General features: G+C 70.4%; 23 protein-coding genes and 3 pseudogenes. 13 read left to right on the top strand and 13 right to left on the bottom strand.

Translation table 11 applies throughout. The features are described 5' to 3' along the window. Positions 1-621 precede the first annotated feature (621 nt). The 4 genes and pseudogenes from CP981_RS38115 to CP981_RS06370 all read right to left on the bottom strand — a co-directional run. Positions 622-732 (bottom strand): annotated as a pseudogene (locus CP981_RS38115) (3-hydroxyacyl-CoA dehydrogenase family protein); the annotation flags it as partial. Then, positions 729-914 (bottom strand): MerR family transcriptional regulator, encoded by a 186-nt coding sequence (locus CP981_RS37585; protein ID WP_167536023.1) that lies wholly within the window; start codon positions 912-914, stop codon positions 729-731. The pseudogene CP981_RS38115 and the gene CP981_RS37585, both read right to left, overlap by 4 nt. Before the next feature lie 1,707 nt (positions 915-2,621). Next, positions 2,622-2,807: a helix-turn-helix domain-containing protein gene (locus CP981_RS06375; protein ID WP_167536022.1), complete on the bottom strand. Its 186-nt coding sequence runs from the start codon at positions 2,805-2,807 to the stop codon at positions 2,622-2,624. A gap of 46 nt (positions 2,808-2,853) precedes the next feature. After that, positions 2,854-3,147 (bottom strand): hypothetical protein, encoded by a 294-nt coding sequence (locus tag CP981_RS06370; RefSeq protein ID WP_143658982.1) that lies wholly within the window; start codon positions 3,145-3,147, stop codon positions 2,854-2,856. 40 nt (positions 3,148-3,187) lie between these two features. Between CP981_RS06370 and CP981_RS38495 the strand changes: the two are divergent. From CP981_RS38495 to CP981_RS06345, 5 genes and pseudogenes are all read left to right on the top strand, one after another. Beyond that, positions 3,188-3,334, top strand: a pseudogene (locus CP981_RS38495) (peptidase C39 family protein); the annotation flags it as partial. 480 nt (positions 3,335-3,814) lie between these two features. After that, a complete protein-coding gene (locus CP981_RS06360; RefSeq protein WP_085926548.1) occupies positions 3,815-5,095 on the top strand; it encodes a molybdopterin-dependent oxidoreductase in 1,281 nt (426 codons plus the stop codon). Continuing rightward, the gene (locus CP981_RS06355) at positions 5,092-5,610 is read left to right on the top strand and encodes a hypothetical protein (RefSeq protein WP_085926525.1); all 519 of its coding nucleotides are present in this window, start codon (positions 5,092-5,094) and stop codon (positions 5,608-5,610) included. Before CP981_RS06360 ends, CP981_RS06355 begins: the two co-directional genes overlap by 4 nt. Positions 5,611-5,653: 43 nt before the next feature. After that, positions 5,654-5,836 carry a hypothetical protein gene (locus CP981_RS39345; RefSeq protein ID WP_085926526.1) on the top strand — a complete coding sequence of 61 codons (183 nt, stop codon included), beginning with the start codon at positions 5,654-5,656 and terminating at the stop codon, positions 5,834-5,836. After that, on the top strand, positions 5,833-6,546 hold the full coding sequence (locus tag CP981_RS06345) for a methyltransferase domain-containing protein (protein WP_244329579.1): 714 nt from the start codon (positions 5,833-5,835) through the stop codon (positions 6,544-6,546). Before CP981_RS39345 ends, CP981_RS06345 begins: the two co-directional genes overlap by 4 nt. 70 nt (positions 6,547-6,616) lie before the next feature. Here the strand turns inward: CP981_RS06345 and CP981_RS06340 are convergent, their stop codons facing one another. Then, positions 6,617-7,984, bottom strand: coding sequence for a hypothetical protein (locus CP981_RS06340; protein WP_085926550.1), 1,368 nt, complete (start codon positions 7,982-7,984; stop codon positions 6,617-6,619). 341 nt (positions 7,985-8,325) lie between these two features. Between CP981_RS06340 and CP981_RS38485 the strand changes: the two are divergent. The 3 genes and pseudogenes from CP981_RS38485 to CP981_RS06320 form a co-directional block, all read left to right on the top strand. After that, a pseudogene (locus tag CP981_RS38485) lies at positions 8,326-8,784 on the top strand (NAD-dependent epimerase/dehydratase family protein); the annotation flags it as partial. Positions 8,785-8,937: 153 nt separating this feature from the next. Further along, complete coding sequence (locus CP981_RS06325; RefSeq protein WP_208852904.1) at positions 8,938-9,666, top strand: glycosyltransferase family 2 protein; 729 nt, start codon at positions 8,938-8,940, stop codon at positions 9,664-9,666. Then, positions 9,663-10,307: a TIGR04282 family arsenosugar biosynthesis glycosyltransferase gene (locus CP981_RS06320; RefSeq protein WP_085926527.1), complete on the top strand. Its 645-nt coding sequence runs from the start codon at positions 9,663-9,665 to the stop codon at positions 10,305-10,307. The genes CP981_RS06325 and CP981_RS06320 overlap by 4 nt, the downstream gene beginning before the upstream one ends. 189 nt (positions 10,308-10,496) lie before the next feature. On the opposite strand, the gene CP981_RS06315 is transcribed toward CP981_RS06320, so the two are convergent. Then, positions 10,497-11,387 carry an aldo/keto reductase gene (locus tag CP981_RS06315; protein ID WP_085926528.1) on the bottom strand — a complete coding sequence of 297 codons (891 nt, stop codon included), beginning with the start codon at positions 11,385-11,387 and terminating at the stop codon, positions 10,497-10,499. Positions 11,388-11,401: 14 nt separating this feature from the next. Next, positions 11,402-11,893, bottom strand: coding sequence for an NAD-dependent epimerase/dehydratase family protein (locus CP981_RS06310; protein ID WP_085926529.1), 492 nt, complete (start codon positions 11,891-11,893; stop codon positions 11,402-11,404). A gap of 71 nt (positions 11,894-11,964) precedes the next feature. Between CP981_RS06310 and CP981_RS06305 the strand changes: the two genes are divergently transcribed. Continuing rightward, positions 11,965-12,912, top strand: a complete 948-nt coding sequence (locus CP981_RS06305) for a LysR family transcriptional regulator (protein WP_085926530.1) — start codon at positions 11,965-11,967, stop codon at positions 12,910-12,912. 43 nt (positions 12,913-12,955) lie between these two features. On the opposite strand, the gene CP981_RS06300 is transcribed toward CP981_RS06305, so the two are convergent. From CP981_RS06300 to CP981_RS06290, 3 genes are all read right to left on the bottom strand, one after another. Further along, the gene (locus tag CP981_RS06300) at positions 12,956-14,128 is read right to left on the bottom strand and encodes an FAD-dependent oxidoreductase (RefSeq protein WP_085926531.1); all 1,173 of its coding nucleotides are present in this window, start codon (positions 14,126-14,128) and stop codon (positions 12,956-12,958) included. 121 nt (positions 14,129-14,249) lie between these two features. Then, positions 14,250-17,081 carry a helix-turn-helix transcriptional regulator gene (locus CP981_RS06295; protein WP_085926532.1) on the bottom strand — a complete coding sequence of 944 codons (2,832 nt, stop codon included), beginning with the start codon at positions 17,079-17,081 and terminating at the stop codon, positions 14,250-14,252. A gap of 618 nt (positions 17,082-17,699) precedes the next feature. Next, on the bottom strand, positions 17,700-18,143 hold the full coding sequence (locus tag CP981_RS06290) for a TetR-like C-terminal domain-containing protein (protein ID WP_143658984.1): 444 nt from the start codon (positions 18,141-18,143) through the stop codon (positions 17,700-17,702). Positions 18,144-18,283: 140 nt separating this feature from the next. Here CP981_RS06290 and CP981_RS06285 point away from each other — a divergent pair, with 140 nt between their 5' ends. Next, complete coding sequence (locus CP981_RS06285) at positions 18,284-18,565, top strand: hypothetical protein (RefSeq protein ID WP_244329577.1); 282 nt, start codon at positions 18,284-18,286, stop codon at positions 18,563-18,565. Positions 18,566-18,711: 146 nt separating this feature from the next. Here CP981_RS06285 and CP981_RS06280 read toward each other — a convergent pair whose 3' ends face one another. Continuing rightward, a complete protein-coding gene (locus tag CP981_RS06280) occupies positions 18,712-19,230 on the bottom strand; it encodes a cupin domain-containing protein (protein ID WP_085926534.1) in 519 nt (172 codons plus the stop codon). An 80-nt stretch (positions 19,231-19,310) separates the two neighbouring features. On the opposite strand from CP981_RS06280, the gene CP981_RS06275 reads away from it, so the two are divergent. Next, positions 19,311-20,162 carry a LysR family transcriptional regulator gene (locus CP981_RS06275; RefSeq protein ID WP_208852903.1) on the top strand — a complete coding sequence of 284 codons (852 nt, stop codon included), beginning with the start codon at positions 19,311-19,313 and terminating at the stop codon, positions 20,160-20,162. 60 nt (positions 20,163-20,222) lie between these two features. Here the strand turns inward: CP981_RS06275 and CP981_RS06270 are convergent, their stop codons facing one another. Then, positions 20,223-20,948: an SDR family oxidoreductase gene (locus tag CP981_RS06270; protein WP_085926535.1), complete on the bottom strand. Its 726-nt coding sequence runs from the start codon at positions 20,946-20,948 to the stop codon at positions 20,223-20,225. Between the two features lie 103 nt (positions 20,949-21,051). Here CP981_RS06270 and CP981_RS06265 point away from each other — a divergent pair, with 103 nt between their 5' ends. Together CP981_RS06265 and CP981_RS06260 are read left to right on the top strand one after the other, a co-directional pair. Then, the gene (locus CP981_RS06265; protein ID WP_085926536.1) at positions 21,052-21,918 is read left to right on the top strand and encodes a LysR family transcriptional regulator; all 867 of its coding nucleotides are present in this window, start codon (positions 21,052-21,054) and stop codon (positions 21,916-21,918) included. Between the two features lie 74 nt (positions 21,919-21,992). Continuing rightward, positions 21,993-22,721 (top strand): FG-GAP repeat domain-containing protein, encoded by a 729-nt coding sequence (locus CP981_RS06260; RefSeq protein WP_085926537.1) that lies wholly within the window; start codon positions 21,993-21,995, stop codon positions 22,719-22,721. Between the two features lie 220 nt (positions 22,722-22,941). Here the strand turns inward: CP981_RS06260 and CP981_RS06255 are convergent, their stop codons facing one another. Beyond that, positions 22,942-24,273 carry an NADase-type glycan-binding domain-containing protein gene (locus CP981_RS06255; RefSeq protein WP_085926538.1) on the bottom strand — a complete coding sequence of 444 codons (1,332 nt, stop codon included), beginning with the start codon at positions 24,271-24,273 and terminating at the stop codon, positions 22,942-22,944.

The following is a 24,273-nucleotide window of genomic DNA, read 5'->3' as shown; positions in this document are numbered from 1 at the left end:
TACTGGTTCTCGACGACGACGGAGTCCCGCACGCCGTCACCTTCGACGAGGACGGGGCAGCCGCCACGTTGCTCGGACACATCGTTGCCCACCACACCCAGGCGCTCCCATCCGCCGGAGGCTCGCGGCCCACTGCCCTGGGCTCCTGTTCCGGGTCGCCTCTGATCCCCGTCGGGGACACCAGCGGAGCCGTCCATGTCTGGTCCCTGACCGCCTACTCCCCACCCCCCCGGAGCCACCGCCTCCACACAGTTCCGATCACAGCGGTCACCTGTCTGCCACTCGGCGACGACGGACCCACCCTCGTGTTCAGCGCCGCCTTCGACGGGTCCAGGGATTTTTCAGGGACTTTCCGCTCTGTCTCAGGGACTTTCCAGGGACATTCTGCTGAGTAAGCCGGAAAGGCCCTGACAGCTTCGAAAGGTCAAAACCCCAGGTCAGGACAGATTTTTGTTGGTCGATGACGCTCGCCGGTGCTGTGACCCGTGCGCCAGGCGGCGATGTGCGACTGAGGGGCTGGCGGCCGTCGTGGGAATCCACCCGAGGGCAGCCCTACTGTTGGCGCTGCTCCAGGTGAACTCACCCTGAAGCAGCGCCAGTTGACGGCGTCGTTACCTTCCCCTAGTACGAGTAGAACCCCGACCCGGACTTCCGCCCCAGCCGGCCCGCGTCGACCATCCGGGCGAGCAGCGGGGGAGCGGCGTACAGGGGCTCCTTGTACTTGACGTTCATGCAACCCCCTGTTCGCGGCAATTTCCTTCCAGCCAGGTCATGACCTCGTTGGGCCAGAACCGCAGCTGTTGGCCCACACGGAAGCTGGGGATGGCCTGCTTCTCGTGATTGTCGTAAACCCAGGAGGTGGGCTTTCCGAGAAAGTTCGCCAGAGCCGGCACGGTCCACATTTTTTGATCCATCGCTGCTCACCTCCATAGGTTGGGAGTGCGACAGGATAAGGATGGATCACGGCCGCACCAAATGGCCCGTACAGCGCCACTTGACCTTCATGGGCCCGTCGTGCGGGCGTCTGTGCGTGAGACTGTGTGAGCGTCGGGGTGACGCACAGTGAAGAAGGCGCATCTCGTCCGTCTCGGTGCTGTCCAGGGTTCGGCCTTCAGCGCCAGAAGCCAGCACCGATCCAGGGCTCCCTTGTCCACGACCGTCGCCAAAACCGCACCAATCACTTCGAGCATGCCTGGCGGGTCTTCCCGCCGGGGGTGATGTTGTAGCTCGAATTTCCGGCCACGACAAATGTGGGCTCGGTTGGACGATTTGGCTACGGCGCGAGGTGGGCCTTGAGTGCCCGTGGCTCCGAATTGCGCCGTCGGAGGTCTCCCGAATGGACCATGACGGCGCAGCGTGGCAAAGCGTCGATCATCGTCGGCGCGGCTGCGGCCGCTGAGGTAGCGATGCGTATCCAGCAACAGGGCTGCCGAGGCGGGTGGGTCGGAAGATTCTTCGGGCTGCTGAGGAGTCCATCGGGTACGACGGACCAACCCCGCGGGTGCGGGAGCAGGGGGCCAGACCACGTATCCGGGCGGCGGGGACCAACCCCGCGGGTGCGGGGAGCAGACGCTGTCCCGGGTGGCGAACCGCATCAAGAAGGGGCCAACCCCGCGGGTGCGGGGAACAGTCCGTCATGCCCTCCGGCCGGCGGTTGCGGCGGGGACCAACCCCGCATGAGCGGGGGCCACCTCGTCACCAGCCACCGTGACCCCGGTCCACCGGGACCAACCCCGCATGCGCGGGGACCACTACCGGTGGGACATCAATCAAACCGGCTGGGCGGGACCAACCCCGCACGCGCGGGGAGCAGAGCATCCCACCCCCACACACCATTTCCCTCATGGGGACCAACCCCGCGGGCGCGGGGACCACTGGGGCATGGACTCCGGGGTGGACGAGCGCCCGGGACCAACCCCGCGGGTGCGGGGAGCAGTCGTGAGGCCACACGTCCATGGTGAGCGTGATGGGACCAACCCCGCACGCGCGGGGACCACACCTTGAAAGGCAGGTGAGTGAGGATCACTTTGGGACCAACCCCGCACGCGCGGGGACCACAGGTCGTGATCTGCGGTTTCAGGAAGACGGTGAGTTGTTTTTACTTAGTTTCAGCGATTCGGACATAGTGGCCTTCGAGTGGGTTGCGGGTCCGGCGGGGCGGCAGTGGTCCGCGGAGCCATTGTGGCCTGGGGTACTGCTCCGGCGTCGTACATGTGATGTCTGTGTCCCCAGGCTAATACTGGGCTCTCTCTCGACCCGTCACGACGGCTCTTGCCGGGATGGAGCTGGCGCCATGGGGGCGCGATGCCCGATTCGGCTTGGCGCCCGCCGACGGTGGGCCCTCTGCAGCCGGGCTGATGGAGGTGTTGCCTGGGAGCTGCTCCGCCTACCGCAATAAGTGGATGGCTTCCCTTGAGGCCCTCGCCGGCCGGGGGCATCCCGGGGACTTTTCGGGGACTTTCAAGCCTGTCCCAGGGACATTCCGGGGACCTTCCGCCGGGTAAGCAGGGAAGGCCCTGACCATGCTGAAAGACACGAACGCGCTGGTCATGGCCCACAACCTCAGCACTCGATGATGTTCACCGCCAGCCCGCCGCGCGCCGTCTCCTTGTACTTGACGTTCATGCGACCTCCTGTTCGCGGCAATTTCCTTCCAGCCAGGTCTTGATCTCGCTGGGCCAGAACCGCAGTTGTTGGCCCACGCGAAAGCTGGGGATGGCCTGCTTCTCGTGATTGTCGTAAACCCAGGAGGTGGGCTTTCCGAGAAAGTTCGCCAGAGCTGGCACGGTCCACATTTTTTGATCCATCGCTGCTCACCTCCGTAGGTCGGGAGTGCGACAGGATAAGGATGGATCACGGCCGCGCCAAATGGCCCGTATAGCGCCACATGACCTTCATGGGCCCGTCGTGGCGGGTGTCCCCGCGCGTGAGACGGGTGTGGGCGTCGGGGTGACGCACGGTGAAGAATGCCCAACTCGTCCGTCTCGGTGCTGTCCAGGGTTCGGCCTTCAGCGCCAGAAGCCAGCACCGATCCAGCACAACGCCCCCGAAGGGACCGGAAGGGGCGGCAGCGGAAGTCAGCACGAACTCAGCACGGTCCGGCTCGGGCTCGTTCGAGGCGAACGAGCCCGAGCCGTTGACCTGCATGTTTGTCATCGTGTCCGATGTCTGATAAGAACCCGCCTCCCAGTTCGAGAACATCTGGCTGCGGACCAAGCGCAAGAACGCCGAAGGCAAGGTCGTCGGCGGCAGTGGCGGGGTCTGCTACCTGTACTTCCCGGCCAGGCCGGCACCAACTCAGCAGCGGGTACTGGGGGAACTGGGAATCCGCTGAGCATGTGCACCCCGAAGGTGGCCTCGATGACCTGCTGGTCGGGCCGGAGCAGGCGCGCGTGTTTGCCGCCGTACGTGTTTGCCGCCGTACATCGGGCAGCGTTCGACGGGTCGAGGTGCACGGACGAGCGCCGGCACGCGATGGCGGCCGTGCGAGGGAGTCCGTCGTGGACCGGGGTGAGGTCGGCGTGGGGCCGAAAGGGTTCCGTAATGTGCGGCAAAGGGTGAATTGCGCGTCGAGCTGCATACGGTGAGTCCTGGGCGGCGATCATGCCGCACCGGCCACCGTGAGGGGATCGATGTGGAGGGTAGTGACCGTGATGGTGAGCCTCGTGACAGGCCGCAGCGACAGCCTGACAAGGCGGCCGACAGCAGCCCGCCACCCCGAGGGAGCTCCGCACATCGACGGGCCGCTGGTGCCGCCCCATCCACCGAAAGGGCCGCCAAGCCCCCTCCCGGTCGTCGCCGGCGCCTCGCCGCACTGCTGAACAGTCCGCCGCCGGGGCCCACGCGGCCGGGGTTCTGGCGCAGTCCGCTGCGGGGGCCGTGGCTGACGTCGGTTTTCGGGCTGATTCTCCTGGTCGGCATCACCGTGCTGTTCGTGACCGGACTGCTGTCCTACGCCGCGTACAACCCGAATCTGGCACCGGGCAACGACAAGACGCCGGAAAAGGGCTGGCTCGGCTTCTATCTGTTCTCCTGGCCGACCAGCCCGTACTGGCTCTACCGCCTCACCCAGGGAATCCACGTGACGCTGGGCCTCGTGCTGATCCCGGTCCTGCTGGCAAAGCTCTGGTCGGTCGTCCCCAAGCTGTTCACCTGGCCGCCGGTGCGTTCACTGAGTCATGCGCTGGAGCGGCTCTCGTTGCTGCTGCTCGTGGGCGGGGTGCTGTTCGAATTCGTCACCGGCGTGCTCAACATCCAGCTCCACTACATCTTCCCCGGGTCCTTCTACACCCTGCACTTCTACGGCGCCTGGGTCTTCATCGGCGCCTTCGTCGTCCATGTCGCCTTCCGGATTCCCACCATGGCAAGGGCGCTGCGCAGCCGTCGCTTCCGCAGCGTCCTGCGTACCCCCGCAGCCCGCACGACACCCGAAGCGGCGGATGACACCGGCCTGGTGACCCCCGACCCCGCGCCGCCCACGATGTCACGGCGTGGCGCGCTCGGCCTGGTGGGCGCCGGCTCGCTGGCACTGCTCGTCGTGACGGCCGGGCAGAGCATCGGCGGGGCCCTGCGCAAGACCGCGCTGCTGGCACCGCACGGGCAGGACCCGGGAACTGGCCCCAATGGCTTTCAGATCAACAAGACCGCGGCGGAGGTAGGCATCCGCGCCCGCGACATCGGGCCTGCCTGGCGCCTGGTCGTACGCGGCCCCGGCCGGGAGCGGATCTTCACCCGTGCGCAGGTTCTGGCGCTGCCGCAGCACACGGCAGCCCTGCCGATCGCCTGCGTGGAGGGCTGGTCCACCGACGATCTGGACTGGAGCGGTGTGCGGCTGGCCGACCTGGCAGCCCTGGTCGGACTGCGGCAGAGCCCGCCGGGCGTGTTCGTCGAGTCTGCCCAGCGCGGAGGAGCCTTCAGCTCCACGCATCTGCGTGACAACCAGGTGCGTGACCCCAGGTCACTGCTCGCCCTGCGGGTCAATGGCGCGGACCTCTCCCCGGATCACGGCTATCCGGCGCGGATCATCGTCCCGGCCAACCCCGGTGTGCACAACACCAAATGGGTCACTCGCCTCACCTTCGGAGCAGCACAATGAAGGGCTTCCGCACTCGCTACGGCGCATCCCCCCTGCACCTCTTGCTCGTGCTGTGCTCCTTCGCCCTGGCCGTCTATGCGGGACTCCGGTTGCTGAAGGGAGACACGCTCGGGGTCGTCCTCTGGTTCGTGGGCGCCGCGCTCCTGCACGACGTGGTCTTTCTCCCCCTCTACACCGTCACCGACCGAGTGGTGCAATGCGTCTTCCGGCGCAGCAGGGACGCGACGGACCGCTCGCACTCGCTGACAGGCCGGATCAACTACCTCCGCGTGCCCGCTTTCGTGGCTCTCCTGCTGCTCCTCGTCTGGTATCCGCTCATCCTGAACCGGGTCCCGGGCTTCACCTCGTACACCGGCCTATCGGCCGAAGTGTTCTGGGGCCGCTGGCTGCTGATCACGGCTGCCCTCTTCGCAGCCTCCGCAGTGTGTTTGCTGGTCACCATGTGGCGTGCGCATGCGCCCCGGCCGAGAGCGCACGAAGCCCCTCCCAAGGCGCCCGGCCGACACCAGGCGTAACCAAGGCCGCCAGTTCCGAGAAAGGGCCGATAGGGAAATCCCGATGCCTCGCGCACCTGAACGAATCACACCGACCGTCCTGGCCGAGCAACCCGCCCCGGGCTTCCGGGCCGTCGGCCTGACCGAACCGGATCCCAGGCTGCTGTTGGGCGTCCCGATGCCCACGGAGACCACCGGCGCCACCCAGCACCATCGGCTCCTCAACGCGAAGGCACCTGTCCGGTGAGCACCGAGGAGCATGCGCCGGAGCAGCCGCTGGGCTCCGGCCCCCGGCACGAGGACCCGTATGCGCACGCATTGCAGGACGGCCGCGGTCCGCTCTACATACGCCGTATGGACGGTGGAGTTCTGTCGTCAGAGGTGGACCGCTGGTGTGCCGCTCCGGACCCCGCCGACATGAGCGTCCTGCGGCGGTGCAAGGGGGCCGTCCTCGACATCGGTTGCGGACCGGGGCGCTTGGTCAGCGCCCTCCGGGCGCTCGGCCACCTCGTGCTCGGCATCGACATCAACCATGCCGCCGTCGCGCGGACCGCCGACACCGGAGGCGCGGCGCTGTGCCGATCTGTCTTCGAACGACTTCCTGGTGAAGGGCTCTGGAATACGGCGTTGCTCATGGACGGCAACATCGGGATCGGCGGTGACCCGCCGGCCTTGCTGGTGCGGATCGGGAGCCTGGTGTCTCCCCGTGGGGGCCTGTTGCTGGTGGAGGCGGCCGCTCATGACGTCCACGAACGGTTGCATGTGCAGTTCGACGACGGCCGTGGCCGCCGTGGAACGCCCTTCCCCTGGGCCCGTGTCGGTGTGGCCGCGTTGCGTCGCACGGCAGCGGCCACCGGGTGGCAGCCGGGCGAACACTGGTCGGTCGGCGACCGTCACTTCCTCGAACTGAAGCGGTCCGCCGGCTCTCGCCCGGCACCCACGCGGCCTCAAGGCTGAGGGAAGTCGCAGCAGCGGGCGCTGCGTTCCTGGATGGCGGCTCCCGGCCCCGGACCCAGGCCTGCGGCGGTCACCAGCCGGTCAGCAACAGATGGTTGACGAGGAGGGCGAGGACGGCCTGTGCGGCCAGCCACCGAGCATGAGCCCGGCGTGGGAGCAGCGCGCAGGCGGGGAGCAGCCAGACCGCGAAGGTCAGCCAGATCCGTTCGGTCTCTGCCTTGCTCATTCCGGACAGATCCGCGAGCAGCATCATGCACAACGCCGCGGCGATCAGCACCGACAGCGCACCACGCCCGGCCGGTGGCCTACGCCGCATCCCCCGCACGGCCGGCCGCAGAGGTCCGGCGGCTCGGCACAGACCCGCGACCGTGGCCAGGCCCACTGTCAGCACCTGGGCGGCGAGGTTGGCCCAGATGAAGTAGCCGTACGGGCGTACCTTGGCGGCGCCCTGGTAGTAACGCTCGACGAGGGTCGTGTAGCCGTCGAGCCACCAGAACCCGGCGGCGGTGAAGGCCGCCACCCACAGCAGCACTCCCAGGAGCACCAACGGAAGGGGGCGGGCTGACCGGGCGAGGAGGAGGACGGCGGCACCGAGCACGACGAGGACCGTCAGGCCGTAGGAGAGGTACCAGGCAAGCCCCACGAGCAGACCGGCACCCAGAGCAGCGAGGCCGGGCAGGCGTGTGGTGCGAGTGGCCGCCAGCGCGAGCAGCGCAACCGCCCAGGCGGAGACACCGGCGAAGTAGCCGTCGGCACTGACACCGATCCACACCGCCGCCGGGGCCAGCACCAGGAACGGCGCTGCTTGCCGGGCCAGTTGCTCACCACACAGCGCCCGCACGGCCACCACGACCGCGGCTGCGAACGACGACCCGACGGTGATGCACCAGGCTGCCGCCCAGGCGCCGCCGCCCAACCCGATACGGTCCAGGCCGACGAACGTCAGCAGTGCGCCGGGCGGGTGACCGGCCACATGCGCCGGCCAGATGTGCGGCGAGCCCACCAGGATGTGGTTCGTGAAGTCCCGCAGGAAAGCGGGCACGTCGTGCACGCCGTTCACCGACCGCAGGTACTCCAGACCGGTGGTCAGCCGCTCGGCGATCCCGCGCCCCCAACCGTCCACGAGCGCCAGCGACCACGTCCATGCCATTGCCGCGCCCCAGACGGCCGGCACCAGCACCCGCCACGACAGGCGCCGCGCAGTCGTCGGACCGTAGACCACCACGAGCGCGGCGACGGCGAGAGCGGCCGGCGTCCCCGGGCCGATATGCGGCAGCCACCACGCATACAGCGGCGGCCACCCCAGCCGCAGAACCCCCTCCGAACCGTAAACGGTCCTGTTGAGGAGTCGTCCGATGACCACCGCCAGCGCGATCAGCACGACCGCGGCCACCACTGCCCACACATCGCGTCGGCACTCCCGCTTCCGCGCACTCATCGTCACCGCGTCACCGTCGGCGGGGACGGCTGACCGTTCGCTGACCTTACGGTTCGACACAGCGGATCACATCGTTCGCAGTATGGGCGGCTCGGCCCGGCCAGCGGTGTTCGGGGGTTTTCGTAGTCGTGGCGGCAGCCTTCGTTCCAGGTGGTGCGCTCATTGCCGTAGGCGGGGATGCCGCCCCGGGAATCCTCGTCCACGGTGACGCAACGCTGCCCATCGTGGGGGCCCGGCGGCCGGGCCGGCCGCAGCGGCACGACCGGTCGCCGACGTCCACCCCGACAGCCGAACAGACCGGTGGGGAGAGCCGGTGGGCTCGGCGGATTGCGGCCCGCGCAGGTCATGGGCCCGCTCGGTCCGCACCTTGCGGCCGCGACGCCAAGGCCGTGGCCGAGGCCCTGTGGGGTGTGGATGCCGTCTGCCATCAGGCGGCGATGGTCGGGCTCGGCAAGGACTTCGCCGACGCCCCCGCCTACGTGGGCTGCAACGACCTGGGCACCGCGGTGTTGCCGGCCGGCATGGCCGAGGCCGGGGTACGGCGTCTGGTGCTGGCGAGTTCGATGGTGGTCTACGGAGAGGGGCGCTACGAGTGCCCGGGGCACGGTGTCGTACGGCCGGAGCCGCGCAAGGTGGCCGACTTGGAGGTGGGACGCTTCGAGCTATCCTGCCCGAGGTGCGGTGAGCCGCTCGCCCCCGGCCTGGTGGCCGAGGACGCCCCGCTTGATCCGCGCAACGTCTATGCCGCCACCAATGCGCGACGAACTGGGCTGGAAGCCGGAGGTCGCGTTCGCGGAGGGAATGGCGGAGTTCGCGGCGGCCTCGCTGCGAGCCGGCTGATCAGGCGGGGGGCTGCCCGGGTCCTCCTCGATCTCTCGCGCAGCCGAGGATGTCAGCGATTCATGAGACCTCTAATTCCCATTTGCTCCTTTTGTCTCCGTAGGGTGGGTGGCGTGATCGAGACATCCCCTTCCTCGGCTGCTCCTGTGGACGTGGTGCTGCCCTGCCTCGACGAGGCCGAGGCCCTGCCGTGGGTGCTGGGCCGAATCCCCTCGGGCTGGCGCGCGATCGTCGTCGACAACGGCTCCGTCGACAACTCGCCGGACATCGCCCGCGCCCTCGGGGCGCATGTCGTACACGAACCGCGGCGCGGCTTCGGCGCCGCCTGCCACGCGGGCCTGACCGCCGCCACGGCCGACATCGTCTGCTTCTGCGACTGCGACGCCTCCCTCGACCCCGCACTTCTGCCTGCTGTCGGCGGGCCCGTCCTCGACGGTTCCGCCGACCTCGTACTGGGCCGCCGCAGGCCCGTTACGCGCCGCGCCTGGCCACTGCACGCCCGCCTGGCCAACCTGGAGCTGGCCCGTCTGATCCGCCGGCGTACCGGACTGCGGCTGCACGACCTGGGCCCGATGCGCGCCGCCCGCCGTCAGTCGCTGCTCGCTCTGGACCTGACCGACCGGCGCTCCGGCTACCCGCTGCAGATGGTGGTCCGTGCCGCCGACGCAGGCTGGCGGGTGGCGGAGACGGATGTGCCGTATCGCCCGCGCACGGGCCGCTCGAAGGTCACCGGTACCTGGCGGGGCACCTGGCATGCGGTACGGGACATGCGTGCTGTCCTCGCCGAGCGGCCCGTCACCGACCCGGTGTCCGCGGCGACCACCCCAGGAACCGGACGATGAGCGCCCGGCTTCCGGCGACGGTGTTGGTCATCGCCAAGGAACCCGTGCCGGGGCGGGTCATGACGCGACTCACCCCGCCCTACACGCCCCAGGAGGCGGCCGCTCTGGCCGAGGCAGCCCTCGCCGACACCCTGCACACGGTGCTCAAGGTCCCCGTCCGGCGCCGAGTCCTCGTTCTCGACGGTGTTCCCGGCCCCTGGCTGCCGCCCGGCTTCGACCTCATGGCCCAGGGCGCCGGCGGCCTGGACGAGCGGATCGCGGCCGCCTTCGGCCACTGTGACCGCGGACCGGCCGTCCTGATCGGGATGGATACCCCCCAACTGACCGCGGACCTCCTTGCGGGGGTCGGCCGGGACAGCACCGATGCCTGGTTCGGGCCGGCCGCGGACGGCGGATTCTGGGCGCTGGGTTTCGCCGACCCGGCGCACGCCGCGGCCCTCGTACGAGGCGTGCCGATGTCCACCGACCGCACCGGGGCGATCCAGCGGCGCCGCCTTGCCGAGGCGGGGCTGAGCGTGAGCGACCTGCCGGTGCTGCGTGATGTGGACACCGCCGCCGACGCCGCCGCGGTCGCCGCCTGCTGCCCTCCTGGCTCGCGCTTCACCACCACCCTGAACTCGCTCGCGGAGGCCGGGCGGTGAGCGCCACGTCAAGCGGTAGGGACCCAGGCCCTCGTCGAGTGGGCAACGCGGACTGCGGCCCGACGGTCTCCGCAGACCTCGGTGGTATGGCCTGCGGGGATCCAGAGCAGCAGGCCGGTGAAGTGCTTGCAGACGGTCTGCTGGGAGACGGCAGCCGGCATTGCGATGTCGGCCGGCGAGTGGGCCCGCTCAGCCGGACAGTGGCAGGGCGTCTTCCAGCTGTGTCTGCTCCTCCGCGCTGAGCTCGATCTCCACAGCCCTGGCGGAGCTTTGGATGGAGGCCGGGCGGCTGGCGCCCGGTACCGGGATCACCGTGGGGGAACGGGTCAGCAGCCAGGCCAGGGCGATCTGTTGTGGGCCGGCGCCGTGTTCGGCCGCGATGCGGTGGAAGGCGGTGCTCGCAGAGGTCGGGCCGGACGGTCCGTCGAGGGAGCTGCGGGAGATGCCGCCCAGCGGGCTCCAGGGCAGGAAGGCCAGCCCCAGCTGCGTACTCAGCCGCAGTTCGGGTTCGCTGTCGCGTACGGCGGGCGAGTACTGGTTCTGCACGGAGACGAGGTCGTCGCCGAGGATCGCGTGGGCCTGGCGGATTTGGCCGGTGGTGACGTTGGAGATCCCGGCGGCGCGGATGGTGCCGGCGTCGAGCAGCTCGCGCAGCGCGCCCACGGACTCCGCCCAGGGCACGGACGGGTCCGGCTTGTGCAACTGGTACAGGCCGATGGCCTCAACTCCCAGGCGTTTACGGGATGCTTCGGCGGCGTGCTTGAGGTGGGCGGGGGAGGCGGTGACGGTCCAGCTGCCGTCGCCGGGACGGCCGCGGCCGCCCTTCGTGGCGACGAGGACGTGAGAGGTGTCCCGGCCGTAGCGGGCCAGGGCGCGCGCGACGAGAAATTCGTTGTGACCGGCTTCCCCCGCGTGCCAGTGATAGCTGTCGGCGGTGTCGATGAGCGTGACCCCGGCGTCCAGGGCGGCGTGCAGGGTGGCGATCGCCTGTCGTTCGTCCGGGCGGTGCTCGATGGACAGCGGCATGGCACCCAGGCCGACGGCGCTGACGGTGGTGTTTCCGATAGTGCGGTATTGCATGGTGGGTGTGTTCCTCAGGCGGTGGGGGCGGCGGTGGCGTCGAGGGCTTCGGCCTGGCGCTTGCCTTCGGCGTAGTGCGTTGGAAGGTATGCCGCGTCGTGCCAGGGCAGGTCCGTGGCCACCAGCCAGGTGGCCGGGTCCACGATCTCCTCCGGCACCGGCGTGCCGTGCGGGACGGTGGCCGGCGCGGCGGTTGCCGGGTCGTAGACCTCGATCGTGGACGTCACGACGTAGCGCCGGGTGCGGCCGCTGAAGGTACGGGCGGCGATCGCGGCCTGCACCGGGGTGTAGCAGATCTGGTCGATGACCACGTCGAAGGTGGCCGAGCCGAGCGCGGCGGTCAGGGCGGCTTCGTCGTTGCGGTCGACGGCGAGGTGCGCGATCCCGGCGGGTGTCCGGGTCGAGCCGCGGTTGATCACCGTGACCTGGTGGTCGGCCGTCTGAAGGCGCTTCACCAGGAGCTTGCCGACATATCGGCTTCCGCCGATCACACAGATCTTGGGCATGCGCCCCATCCTGGACACCTAAAGTCATCAGCAGAAGTGCCCACTTACTGGATACGCATTAAGGAATACTGTTGATCGATGTGCAGCGGCTGCGGGTCCTGCGGACGGTGGCGGAACACGGCAGCTTCAACCGGGCGGCGCAGGCCCTCCACCTCACCCCCTCCGCCATCTCCCAGCACATCGCCGCCCTGGAACGCAGCCTCGGCGCCCAGGTCGTGGCGCGCAGCACTCGCGGAGTCACCCTCACCCCGGCCGGCCGGATCATGGTCGGGGCCGCCGAGTCGGTCGCCGCGGAACTCGCCCACGCCCAGCAGCAGGTCGACCGGCTCGGCAGCGGCCGCACCCAGCTCACCATCGCCACCTTCACCAGCGGCGGCAGGCTCCTGCTGCCCGGCGCACTCGCCCGCCTCACCACCGCCCATCCCGACACCGTGGTCCACGTGCGGGAGGCCGAGCCCGAAAACAGCCTGCCGCTGGTCCGCCAGGGCGCCGTAGACCTCGCCCTCGCCTACCACTTCGACGGCCCGCTGCCCAGCCAACCTGGCCAGAGCTCCAGCCTGGCGTGGACGGCACTCATGGATGACCCCCTGCACGTCGTCCTGCCCGAGACGCACCCCCTGGCCGGCCGCACAGCGCTCGATATCACCGAACTGGCCGCCGAGCCCTGGGTACTCGGCTGCCACAAGACCGAGTCCTACCTCCGCCGCTACGCCGAACACGCCGGCTTCGCCCCCGAGGTGCGCGGCACCACGACCGACTACTTCTTCGCCCGCTCCCTCGTCGCCGCGGGCACGGGGATCTCACTGGTCCCTTCGATCGCACTGACCCCGCCGATCCCGGGACTACGCACCATCCCGATCACGCCGCCGACTCCGAGCCGGCACCTCGGCGTTGCCACGATCCACCGCCGCAACCACCCTCAGGTCAGCACCCTGATCCAGGCCCTCCAGGAACAGGCAGCGGCGTGGGTAGCGCTCTCCGGTGACGACGTGAACGCGGGTGCCCAGCCGGGTCGTTGACTGCGTACGGATCGCGAACCCGGTGGACTGATCGTCCCGCTGCTCAGTCCACGGCGCCGGTGACGGCGTTCAGATCGCGGTTCCAGTCCAGCTGGGCGGCGAGAGTGTCGTCGCCGGGGCGTGGCGGGGGCGGTCCTCCGCCGGTGCGGGACGGGGCGCGGGTGCCGCGGGAGATCTCTCCGCTGGCGGTGATGTTGTGCTCCACGCGGGGGCGGCGGCACGCCTCGTAGAGGGAGAGTGCGCTGTCCGGGTCGGGGGTGTCCCGTAGGGACTTGGCGAGGATGACGGCGTCCTCCAGTGCCATCGAGGCCCCTTGCCCCGTCGCTGGTGAGGCCGCGTGCGCCGCATCGCCGATGATCAGCGTCCGGCCGGAACGCCAGGGGGTGCCGGGCGGCAGTTCGGTGGCGTTGGTGGCCATGATGTCGTCGGTGGAGGCCGCGACGATGCCCGCGGCGGGGGTGGCGTCCTTGCTCAGCAGCGCGACGAGTTGCTCCCGCCAGCGGGACGGCGTGGGGTGTGCGAGTGCGTCGGCGGGGACGGCCTCCCCGCCGACGCGGGCGAACCAGTACGCCTCCCCGTCCGGCGAGACCGCGTAGCCGAAGGCGGCGGAGCTGCCCCGCACCATGGTGATGTGGCCGGTGTCCTCCGCCACCGGGGCGCTGCGCGTGTAGCCGTAGAAGACGCTCTGCCCCGCGTAGACGGGCTCCACGCCGGGCGCGATCGACTGTCGGACGGTCGAGCTCAGACCGTCCGCGCCGACGAGAAGATCACCGGTCGCGACGCCGCCGTCGGCGAATCGCGCGGTCACCTCGTCCGGGCCGTTCTCGACGGACACCAGCCGCGCACCGTGCGAGAGCCCGATTCCCCGACGCACGGCCTCCGCCTGGAGAGCGGCGCTCAACTCGCCCCGGCGCAGGCACCGGTACCGCAGCAGCGCGTCGTCGGCTTCACCCAGCGGCACCTGAGCCATCTCGCTGCCCCGGGCGTCGAGCACCCGCATGGAGCGCAGCGGGAAACCGAGCGCGGTGACCACATCCGAGGCATCGAGCTCCGCGAGTGCGCGCATCCCGTTGCTCGCCAGGGTCAGGAACGCCCCTATGTCCTCGGCTGTGTCGGGGTGCGCCTCGTGCACGGTGACGTCGAATCCCGCCTTGTGCAAGGCCAGCGCGGTCGCCGTACCGGCGATCCCGCCACCGATGACCAGAATGTGTGTCACGTACCAGTCCGCTCTTTTGTTCGGTCCCCTCGGGCGTCCGGATCCATGATGCACCCGGCCCCGAGCGAAAGGCCTCCATGTTCGCACTGCGGGAGCCAGGGGCCGTGACGCCTCCCGGGCGTCATCTCCCCTGGCTGGTGCGGCGGATGAATTCGGCGGCTATTTCGACCCGCGAGGCGAGCGTCAGCTTCTTGAGAATGTGCGAGACATGGGTGCTGACGGTGCGTCGGGAGATGGACATCAGGGTGGCGATCTCGGGGTTGGAGCGGCCGCCCGCGACATGGCTCGCGACGATGCGTTCGGTTTCGGTGAGCGCATCCCAGCCATGCCGGTGACCGCTGCGCGTGCCCCGTACGCCGCGGTGTACGGCGACGGCACGCAAACGGGCGGCGGCGCGGGCCGCGTCCCAGTCGGCGCCCAGGCGCGTGTAGATCGCCAGCGCCTGATCGAGCACCACGCGGGCTTGTGCCGGATGTCGGCGGCCGGCCAGCAGCTCCGCCGCGTCGGTGTGGGCGTGTGCCTCGCTCAGGGGTCTGGGCGCCTCGTGGTAGCAGCGCGCCGCCTCCAGGAGCAGGTCCGGGTCCTGGTCGAGCAGCCCTTGGCAGCGGTAGGCGTCGCCGATGTGGTGCGGCACGGCGCTGTGGTCGGCACGAGCCCGGGCAGCGGCGGTGAAGCGCTGGGCTTCCGCGGTCTCGCCCCGGGACAGCGCGAGCCGGACGAGATCAGGGGTCAGAAAGCCGAGGATACGTCGGCTGGGCAGATGGCCGATGCCGTTGTCGAAGGCGTGCGCAAGCCGGCTGTAGGCCTGCTCGGAAGCGCCGCCGGCCTCGTCGGCGAGGGCGCGGGCGCACAGCGGCAGATGCTCGTAGAACCAGGCGACCGTTCCGGTGTCGGACGCCGCGTCCACGGCGGTCAGGTGGGCTGCGGCGTCACTTCGCTGCCCTCGGTGGACGGCGATCAGCGCCGCCACCGAGCGCAGGGCCCGGCTCATCGCGAAGTGCTCGCCCGGGTCGAGCCCGGCCTCGACTTCGGTGAGGGCGTCGTCCCAGCGGCCGGTGTTGAACGCGAGGAGCGCACTCGCCAAGTGGTACCAGGGCAGGAACATCCCGCCCGCTCGCTCCGTGGCCTCATGGACAGCTGCCAGCGTGCGCTGCGCCTCCGGCCCTCGGTCGAGCTCGGTATAGCCGCTGGCCAGGGTGAGCTGCAACCGGAAGCGCTCTGCGGGGTGGTAGGAGCGCGCGGCGAACCGGATGGCCTGTTGGGCCAGTTCCAGTGCTTCGGGTCCGGGTGCTTCGAGGAAGCGTGCGCCGGACAGCACATGCAGGGCATTGGCCAGCGTCGGGGCGTCGCCACGCGCTTCGCGGTGAGCCGCCTCTGCCACCCTCTCGGCTTCCCGGCGCCTGCCCAGCGACAACAGGCACATGGCGCTGACGGCCCGAAACCGCGTCGACTCGGTCGCCGGAACCCCCTCGCTGCCCTGTACGGCCTGGGCTTCGGCCAGCGCCAGGTCCGGCCGGCCGCGGTAGAAGGCGGCCTGCACAACGATCCAGCGCAGCGCCCACTCCCACTCGGCGGCACCCGGTTCGAGCAGCGCGCAGCGAGCGGTTTCCTCGGCGGCTGCCAGCTCCCCCAGGGTCAACTGGGCGAGGGCACGGTGCCGTTGGAGACCTCCCCGGCGCGGATCACCGGGCCCCGTCAGCGCCAGAGCCCTGTCGGTCAGCCGGATGACCAGGGCGGGGGCCCGGCTGGTGAGCGCGGCGGCCGATTCCATCAGCCAGGACGTCAGGAAGCCGCCCGCCTCGGGTGCCTCGGCGAGCAGATGCCCGGCGACTCGTTCGGGAGTCGCACCGGTACCGGCGAGGACCTGTGCCGCCCTGAGGTGCAGCATGGCACGCGTCGAGCCCGGCAGGGCCTCGTACAGGGCGTGCCGTACGAGTGCATGGCGGAAGACCAGGTGGCTGCCGACCTCACACAGGATGCCGGACCCTGCTGCCTCGCTGACGATGCTGAGCACCTCGTGCGCCGGCCTGTCCAGGACTGCCGCGAGGTCGGTCACCGTGCAGTCGGCTCCCAGCACCGCGGCGACACGGAGCGCCTGGAGCACGTCGTCGCGCAGATGACGCAATCGATGGGTGATCAGTGTCTTCAGCGGCGGGACAGGAAGGTCGCAGAGGGACTCCGCGACTCCGTCGTGTACCTCGATCGCCTTTTCACGCAGCAAGGCAGCGGCCAGCTCCGTGAGGTACATGGGGTTTCCCGCCGCGCCCTGAGCCATGGACCACAGCCGTGGACCGGGCGCACCGCCGCACTGCTCGGTCAGCAGGGCCGATGCGGCGAACGGACTCAGCGGCGCCAACTCCAGCACGGTGTGCCGCCCGAGCGCCGCCCCACGCACCAGCCGGTCGACCTCACACAGGTGGTCCGGCCGATAGGCCCCGACAAGGAGCAGCGGGAGTTGATGTACTGAACGCATCAACCGGCGTACCACCTCCAGGCTCGCCGGGTCGGCCCACTGAAGGTTGTCGAAGAAAAGCGCCAGGGGTTCGCGGGCACACAGCTCTTCCACCAGACCCAGCAGCGCCTCCATACCGGCGAAGTCCGCCTCGCCCCCACCGCCCAGCGCCCCCGGTATCCCGCGCCGTTCGTGTCCCTGCACGATCTCGGCGACACGGGAGCGAAGACCATCGCTGGACGCCGCGTCCGCCCCCAGGCAGCCGGCGATCGCGGCAAAGGGCAGCTGCCGCTCCCTGTCCTGCGCCGCCCCGCTCCGCGCCCGCATCCCCAGTCGCCGCGCCGTCCCCATGCCCTCCTCCAGCACGGAGGTCTTGCCCAGACCGGCCTCCCCGACGATGAAGGCACTCTGCCCGGCGCCCGCCACGGCGGCCTCCACAAGCCTCCTCACTTCCGCCGTCTCGGCCTCACGACCCACAAGACCGCTGATACGGGCTTCCATGCTCACCCCTATATGTCAGATATGTATCGGGTGTATGTCGGGTCGTTGAGAAGAGCGCAGCACCACGTCCCGACGTCCGTGATCTGCGGGAAACGCATGGGAGGCGGCAGCGTCGTGACATGGTCGCGGCCCGAGAGCGACCGTGAGTGAACGGGTGAACGGCCCTCGCGGCGACCGATCTCTGTGACAGATTTCAGCGGCGGGCTGCGCGGTCGTGACGGCCCGCCGCAACAGACAGCTGGACCGCACCATGAACACCGCATGGAATGGGCGCGCGACCCAAGACCGTGCACCGCACGGCACGCGCAACGCACCGAATTCGCCCGCATAAACAGCCCGCCGGCTTTATGAACTGTCCTCTACGCCAGGCGGAAATGCCCGGGACGGCCCGCATGGCTTCTGTGACACACCAAAGCGGCTGCATTTGTGCCCCCCCGCTTCTGGCCCATGGCAGTCCTGTACGCCATCAAGATCCCACGCAGCGGAGCTACCGGGCGTCCCTCCACCGGTTGAGCTCGACTAGGCCTCAGGTCGGAGAACCTGGTGCGACTTTTGACGGATGACCCTGGAACGCCGCATCAACCCGAATGCCCTATGTCCTCAAGGAGCTGTATCACGTCACGAGTTCGCTGCCGGATTCGTCTCGGGTGCCGGGAGGTCCGGGCTGATGAGGGCGAGTGTTGCGTCGAGAAGTGTGGCCGTCAGGGTGGGGAGTTGGCCGGGGGATTCGGACAGTAGGAAGAGCCAGGCGAAGACGGGGCCGACGAGCAGGGCGTTGAGGGTGGCCGGGTCGGGGCGGGTGGTGAGTTCGCCGCGTGCGGTGGCGCGGTCCAGGACCTCTGTGAGGGTCTGGAGCTGGGCTCCGAGGTATTTCTCGTTGAACCGGTCGCCCAGTGCGGGGTCGGCGTGGACATCGGCCAGCAGGCCGGGGACCGTCCCCTGTGGTGGAAGGGTCAAGCTGTCCGCGATCTCGGCGAGTATGGCGGCCAGGTCGGCGCGGAGCGATCCGAGGTCGGGTGCCACGGCCAGGAACTGATCCGGCAGCAGAACGTCAAAGATCATCTCTTGTTTGGTGGCGTGGCGCCGGTAGATCGCCGCCTTGCCCACGCCGGCTCGCGCTGCTCGCGTCAACGCTGGAGGGGGCAGCACGCTACGCGGGGGAGTGGTTCAGCGGGGCGCTGTGGCACGAAGGCTTCTCCGATATGAGCCCGGCCAACAGCGCCCTCTGGCTGTCTCTGGAGAGCTTCGGCCCGCCGCTCCTCGTGGTCGGCCTGATCGTCCTGTGGCTGGACCGACGCGGCATCACTCCACCGTCGTTCATCGCGTGGTCGCTGGGGATCTTGGGCGTGGTGGACGCCGTCATCCTCATCACCACGCCCTGGCCGCTCTTCCTGCTCGCCTGCATCCTGCTGCTGGCCGGAGGCCGCCGCACCGCCGCCCGCGCCAACGCCACGCCGCACGCCGACGCGACGCGGATGCCGTAGCTCGGACGGCGACCCGGTCGACCAGGCGACCCCCCCGACGCCTGCGCCCCGTTGGCCCACGGATTGAGCGCGGCCGGCCGGATCCGGTGACGGACAGACGGCCGGGGCGGTGCGGCCGGCCGGGGGCGGTGCGGACGGTCCGGCCGCTAGGCGAAGTCGGTGGCGGGCTCGGTGGCGTAACGGCTCATCACCTGGATATTCGCCTGGGGCGTCGGCGCCTTGCCGCCGGCGAACATCGCCTCCAGGTCACGGAAGTACTGCAGGTACAGGTCCGGCGTGAGGATGCTCAGCATGACGGCCGGCTGGTCGGTCGCGTTGGCGAAGGTGTGCGGGGCCCCGGGCGGGACCATCACGAAGGTGCCCGCGGTCGCGTCGTAGTTGTCGTCGCCGACCGTGAACCGCACGGTGCCGGAGATGATGTAGAAGCCCTCGTCGTGCTGGGCGTGGCGGTGCTGGGGCGGTCCGGGGGTATGCGGCGCGAGGACGGACTCGGCGAGGCCGAGACGGTGCCCGGTGTTGCTGCCGTCCTCCAGGACCCGCATGCGCGTGGTGCCCAGGAGGATCGTCTCGCCGTCGCCGGGACCGACCACCGATACTGCGGGTTCGGGCATCGGCGATACGGCGGGTTCGGGCATCGGCTCACTGGTCTTCGGTTTGTCAGTCATGCTCCGATTCCACTGCCGGGGCGACGCGACAGTCCAAGACCCATCCCGTGCAGTCGATACCGAATGGGTATCGTTGCAGCATGGAGCTACGCACGCTGCGCTACTTCGTCGCGGTCGCCGAGGAACTCCACTTCGGCCGGGCCGCCGCCCGGCTGCACATGAGCCAGCCACCGCTGAGCCGGGCGATCAAGCAGCTGGAGACCGAGGTGGGCGCCGCGCTGTTCGACCGGTCGTCCGCCGGTGTCACGCTGACGCCGGTGGGGGCGGTGCTGCTCGATGAGGCGCGCTCCCTGCTCGACCAGGCCGACCGGGTACGGGTACGGGTGGCCGCGGCGGCCGGCGCCGCGACCCTCACCGTCGGCATGCTGGGCGACAGCACCGACCCGGGCGCGGCCCGACTGGCCGGCGCCTACCGCCGGCTGCATCCGCGCGTTGAGGTCCGCATCCGCGAGGCCGACCTGACCGATCCCACCTGCGGGCTGCACGCCGGACTGGTCGACGTCGCCCTGACCCGTGGCCCCTTCGACGAGACCGCCCTGACCGTGCGCGCGCTGCGCGCCGACCCGGTGGGAGCGCTGCTGCGCGCCGACGACCCGCTGGCCCGCCACGGCAGCGTGCAGCTGGCCGACCTGGCCGATCGCCGCTGGTTCCGGTTTCCGGAGGGCACCGACCCCCGCTGGCAGTCGTACTGGAACGGCGGGGAACCCCGCGAGGGCCCGGTGGTGCGCGCCGTCCAGGAATGTCAGCAAGCCGTGCTCTGGAACGGCACGGTCGGCATGACCCTCCTGAACCACGAGCCGGCCGCGGGGCTCACCGTCGTGCCGCTGACCGACATGCCGCCGAGCCGCGTGGTCGCGGCATGGAACGAGGGCGACACGAATCCACTGATCCGCTCGTTCGTCCAGACCGCGATCACCGCCTACCGACGCTGAGATCCTCACCGCCCGGCATCGAATGGGCTCTTGGGAGCCGTCTGTGCGCCGGCACCCGGGTCACCACGGCACCTCTCCCGCGTCGTCGAAGAAGCTGCCGGTCGGGCCGTCGTCGGGCAGGGTCGCGAGGTGGAGGGCGATCGCGGCGCCTTGTTCCGGGGTGCGGAAGCCGCGGAAGTCGTTGAGGTCGGTCGCGCAGTAGCCGGGGCAGGCGGCGTTGATCAGGATGTTGGTGTCGCTGAGCTCCTTGGCGTACTGGACGGTGACGGCGTTGAGGAACGTCTTCGACGGCGCGTACGCGGCGGAGATCGGGCCCGTTTCGGTGCCGGGAGTGGTCTGGCGGGTGAGGGAGCCGACGCCGCTGGACATGTTCACGAGCCGTGGTGACGACGAGCGGCGCAGCAGCGGCAGCATCGCGTTGGTGACGCGGATGACGCCGATCACGTTGGTCTCCACGGCCGCCCGCACCGTCGCCACATCGACCGTGGTCGGCATCTGCGGCCCATCGCCGGTGATCCCGGCGTTGTTGACGAGCACGTCGAGACGTCCGGCGCCGTCCTCGATCAGCCGGGCCGCGTCGGCCACGCTGGCGTCGTCGGTCACGTCGAGCGGCACCCCGAACGCGTCGACGCCGGCCGCCCGCAGCTTCGCCACGGCGGTCTCGCGCCGTTCCTCGTCCCGGGCGCCGACCCCGACCCGCCAGCCCAAGGTGCCGAGCCCGGCCGCGATCTCGTATCCGATTCCCTTGTTCGCGCCGGTCACCAGCGCGATGGTTTGTTCGCTCATGCGACTGATCATGTCCGGGCCTGGCGGGAGCCGGCCAACACCGACTGGGTGGGCAGCGATACCGCGTGGGTATCGATCCAGGTGGCGGCGGTACCATATCGGCGTGGAGACAAGGGAGTTGCGGTACTTCGTCGCCGTCGCCGAGGAGCTGCACTTCGGCCGGGCCGCGCAACGGCTCGGGATCGCGCAGCCCCCGCTGTCGCGGGCGATCGGTCAGCTCGAACGGCGTCTCGGGGCAGCGTTGCTGCAACGCACCAGCCGGGCGGTCACTCTGACGGAGGCCGGGGCGGTGCTCCTGCGGGAGGCCCGGGCGGCGCTCGATGCGGTCGAGGCCGCCGAACGCCGCACCCGTCGCGCCGCGCTCGCCGCAACCGGCCGGCCCGGCGTGGTCCTGGCCACGAAGGCCGGGGCGTCCAGCGATCTGCTGGCGAATCTGCTTGCCACCTACGCAGCCGAACCCGATGCGGTCACCGTCGATCTGCTCCTGTGCGGCATCGGCGAGCAGGAACGCATGCTGCGCGACGGGCGGGCCGATGTGGCTCTGCTGCACCTGCCGTTCGACGCCACGGCCGGCTTCGACACCGAAGAGCTCCGCACGGAGGGGCAGGTGGTGATTCTGCCGGCCGGGCATCTCCTCACCGCACGGACCCATGTGCACACGGCCGAAGTCGCCGCACTGGCCGACCTGCCGCTGCCGCGCTGGCCCCGCCGCGACGGTACCTACCCGGACGGCCCCGGCCCGCAGGCCCGGGACCATGCGCAGTTGTTCCAGCTGATCGCGCTCGGCCGCACCTGCTGGATCGCGCCCGAGTCGTGCCGGACCCAACTACGCGAGGATCTCGCCGCCGTACCGGTGGTGGATGCGCCGATGGTCACGACGGTGATCGCCTGGCCGCCGCACAGCCGGTCCCGAGCCGTCGCGGGCCTCGTCCGGGCGGCGACGCCCCGTTCGCACGTCACGGTTGTGTAATACGGCGATCCGGGCATCAACGTGCCTGGAGCTGACGGCATCTCACCGCGCAGCATCCACATGAGGAGTTGAAGATGCTGCACAAGCGCTTACGTCTGATCGCCGTGCCGGTCGCGGCTGTCGCTCTGCCCCTGACTGTCGCCGGCTTCCCGGCCCATGCGGCCGGCGCGGCGCCGTCCGGCAAGGCCGCCGCGACGACGGCCCCGTGCCTGGCCGATGCCACCACGCTGCTCGGCGATCTCGACGGCGACGGTCACCGGGACAAGATCAGCAACCCCGGCCTCACCGGTATCAAGATGACGATCCAGTGGGGGGCCGCGAACGGCTCGTTCGGCCCCAAGCAGGCCGTCAGCGCCCTTCTCGGCGCGAAGAAGGGGGAGGTCGCGACCGCCGCGGTCGCCGACTTCCAGCGGGACGGCACACTGGACATGGTCGTCAACCTCGTCACACCCGCCGACGGGGACGACCCCTCGACGGCGCGCGTCGCGGACTACCGCCCCGGGCCGCTCAAGCGGACGAATCTGAGCTCCGCCAAGTCCCGGCACCTCGACATCGGCGACCACGGCGAGGCGCAGCAGCTGCGGATCGCCAACTACGGCGGCGACGCGTACCCGGACCTGGCGATCCGCAACAACGCCGGTGACGGGACGCTGGACCGGGACGTGCGCCTGACGAATCCGCGCAGCGGTCCGGGGAACTACGACTACGACCTTCAGGTGAAGTACGGCGAGTTCGGGACCACGTCGGAGCCGCCGGCCATGCCCGTCGACGGCTGGAAGCACTTCTACAAGCCCTGCTCCTGACCACAACCGGGGACGCCGACGGTCTTCTGGACACCGGACGACGCCACCCGCCCGCACCTTCGAGTCGGCAGGGCGGCCGTCCCGGTCGTGACCGCGCGTGGCCGCCGCATGCCCGCTTGCCCGGCCGGCCGTTGCGGGGGAGGAGTACGCACCACCCCCGCAGCAGCCCCGAGCCCCTCCGGCCCGTCCCTGTCAACTAGTACATCGACTAGTTCATCGACTAGTTCATCGACCGTCCGAAGAACTCCAGGGCGGCGATGGCTACCTGCTTGTCCTCCCCGATGCCGTAGGCGGAGTGCAGCACCAGTCGTACGGTCATCGCGTTCCGTACCGCCACATCGATTTTCTGGACCCCGCCGTCATTGATCCGGGCGTGCGAGAGGTGCCGCTTGCCCGCGGAGTCGGTCACGATCAGATCGAACTCGTGCGGGCGGGCCGGGTCGGCGGCCTGCGGGGTGCGTGCCGAGGCGCCGGGGGTGATCAGGATGTTGAGGAGGTCGGTGGGCTGGCCGAAGGCGGCCTCCAGGTACTGGCCGTTGGAGTTGCCCACATAGCCGGTGCCCCACCAGGTGTTGGAGTAGCCGTCGAACGCGAGCTTCACGTCGTGGCCGGGGCCGGAGTGCGAGGCCTTCCAGAGGGCGGCGGGCACCGGGACGCGCTTGGCGAAGTGGTCCTGCACGGCCTGTGCGGCGGGCGGACCACCGATGATCCCCCCGACCACGACGCCCGCGATCACCGCCGCCACCACTGCCCGGCCGATCCACTTGGCGCGGCCGCGGTCCAGGCGCGGCCGCTGCCCGGCGTACGGGCCTTCGGCGGCCTCGCGCGTGGTCTCGACGAGGGGGAGGGCGCAGCTCCGGCAGAAGTGCCGGCCCGGCGTGTTGAGCACTCCGCAGCTCCGGCACGGTGCGCCGTTCTCGGGCTGAGGGGCTGCCTCCGGGGTGCGGACCCGGGGCCGGGACGCGTCGGGACGGCCCGGCAGAACGCTGCCGGGCGCCTCGGGAGGCGGGGTGGCGGTGGCGCCCGGTACGGGGACGAGGAGGGCGCGGATTCCCGTTTCGGAGATGCCTCGCTCGCCGGCCGGGCGGGGGGCGGCCTGACCGGGCCGGTTTTCCCCGCTGTCCTGGCCGGCTTGACCGGCGTGGCCGTCCGTGCCCGGCCGGGGCCCGCTCGTGGCCTCGTGGTTCGGGGCGGTGGAGGGGAGCGGGGCGGTCGGTTCGCCGTTGGCGTCCGGCTTCGGGGCGGCGGCCGGGGCGGCGCCGCCGGAGTGCCCGGTGGCGGGCGCCGGGGCGGGAGCGGCAGCGGGGGGTGTCGTGGGAGGCGTGGTGTCGCCGGACCGGCCGGTGTGGTCCGGGGTGCCGGCGGCGGATTGCGGGACGTTCGTGGCGGGGGTCCCGGGCGCCGGCGGGGCCGCGGGGGTCGTACCCCCCTGATCCCCGGTGGGCACCGGCCGGTCCCAGCGCAGGAAGGCTCCGCAGGAGTCGCAGAAGGACTGGTCCGTCTGGGGGGCGGGCGAGCCGCAGTCGGGGCAGGTGGTGTGAGCGCTGGGCAT

Origin of the sequence: Streptomyces platensis (assembly GCF_008704855.1) — a bacterium.
GTDB classification, from domain to species: domain Bacteria; phylum Actinomycetota; class Actinomycetes; order Streptomycetales; family Streptomycetaceae; genus Streptomyces; species Streptomyces platensis.
Note: the sequence above shows the minus strand (reverse complement) of the source record. Positions and strands in the feature narration are given on the sequence as shown.

What these genes read in the sequence shown, in the direction of transcription:
- CP981_RS06320 (WP_085926527.1), top strand. Translation starts at nt 9,663, where the DNA reads ATGAGCGCCCGGCTTCCGGCGACGGTGTTGGTCATCGCCAAGGAACCC.
- CP981_RS06290 (WP_143658984.1), bottom strand. Translation starts at nt 18,143, where the DNA reads ATGATCTTTGACGTTCTGCTGCCGGATCAGTTCCTGGCCGTGGCACCC.
- CP981_RS06340 (WP_085926550.1), bottom strand. Translation starts at nt 7,984, where the DNA reads ATGAGTGCGCGGAAGCGGGAGTGCCGACGCGATGTGTGGGCAGTGGTG.
- CP981_RS37585 (WP_167536023.1), bottom strand. Translation starts at nt 914, where the DNA reads ATGGATCAAAAAATGTGGACCGTGCCGGCTCTGGCGAACTTTCTCGGA.
- CP981_RS06270 (WP_085926535.1), bottom strand. Translation starts at nt 20,948, where the DNA reads ATGAGCGAACAAACCATCGCGCTGGTGACCGGCGCGAACAAGGGAATC.
- CP981_RS06285 (WP_244329577.1), top strand. Translation starts at nt 18,284, where the DNA reads ATGAGCCCGGCCAACAGCGCCCTCTGGCTGTCTCTGGAGAGCTTCGGC.
- CP981_RS06370 (WP_143658982.1), bottom strand. Translation starts at nt 3,147, where the DNA reads ATGCAGGTCAACGGCTCGGGCTCGTTCGCCTCGAACGAGCCCGAGCCG.
- CP981_RS06375 (WP_167536022.1), bottom strand. Translation starts at nt 2,807, where the DNA reads ATGGATCAAAAAATGTGGACCGTGCCAGCTCTGGCGAACTTTCTCGGA.
- CP981_RS06295 (WP_085926532.1), bottom strand. Translation starts at nt 17,081, where the DNA reads ATGGAAGCCCGTATCAGCGGTCTTGTGGGTCGTGAGGCCGAGACGGCG.
- CP981_RS39345 (WP_085926526.1), top strand. Translation starts at nt 5,654, where the DNA reads ATGCCTCGCGCACCTGAACGAATCACACCGACCGTCCTGGCCGAGCAA.
- CP981_RS06260 (WP_085926537.1), top strand. Translation starts at nt 21,993, where the DNA reads ATGCTGCACAAGCGCTTACGTCTGATCGCCGTGCCGGTCGCGGCTGTC.
- CP981_RS06355 (WP_085926525.1), top strand. Translation starts at nt 5,092, where the DNA reads ATGAAGGGCTTCCGCACTCGCTACGGCGCATCCCCCCTGCACCTCTTG.
- CP981_RS06310 (WP_085926529.1), bottom strand. Translation starts at nt 11,893, where the DNA reads ATGCCCAAGATCTGTGTGATCGGCGGAAGCCGATATGTCGGCAAGCTC.
- CP981_RS06255 (WP_085926538.1), bottom strand. Translation starts at nt 24,273, where the DNA reads ATGCCCAGCGCTCACACCACCTGCCCCGACTGCGGCTCGCCCGCCCCC.
- CP981_RS06275 (WP_208852903.1), top strand. Translation starts at nt 19,311, where the DNA reads ATGGAGCTACGCACGCTGCGCTACTTCGTCGCGGTCGCCGAGGAACTC.
- CP981_RS06315 (WP_085926528.1), bottom strand. Translation starts at nt 11,387, where the DNA reads ATGCAATACCGCACTATCGGAAACACCACCGTCAGCGCCGTCGGCCTG.
- CP981_RS06280 (WP_085926534.1), bottom strand. Translation starts at nt 19,230, where the DNA reads ATGACTGACAAACCGAAGACCAGTGAGCCGATGCCCGAACCCGCCGTA.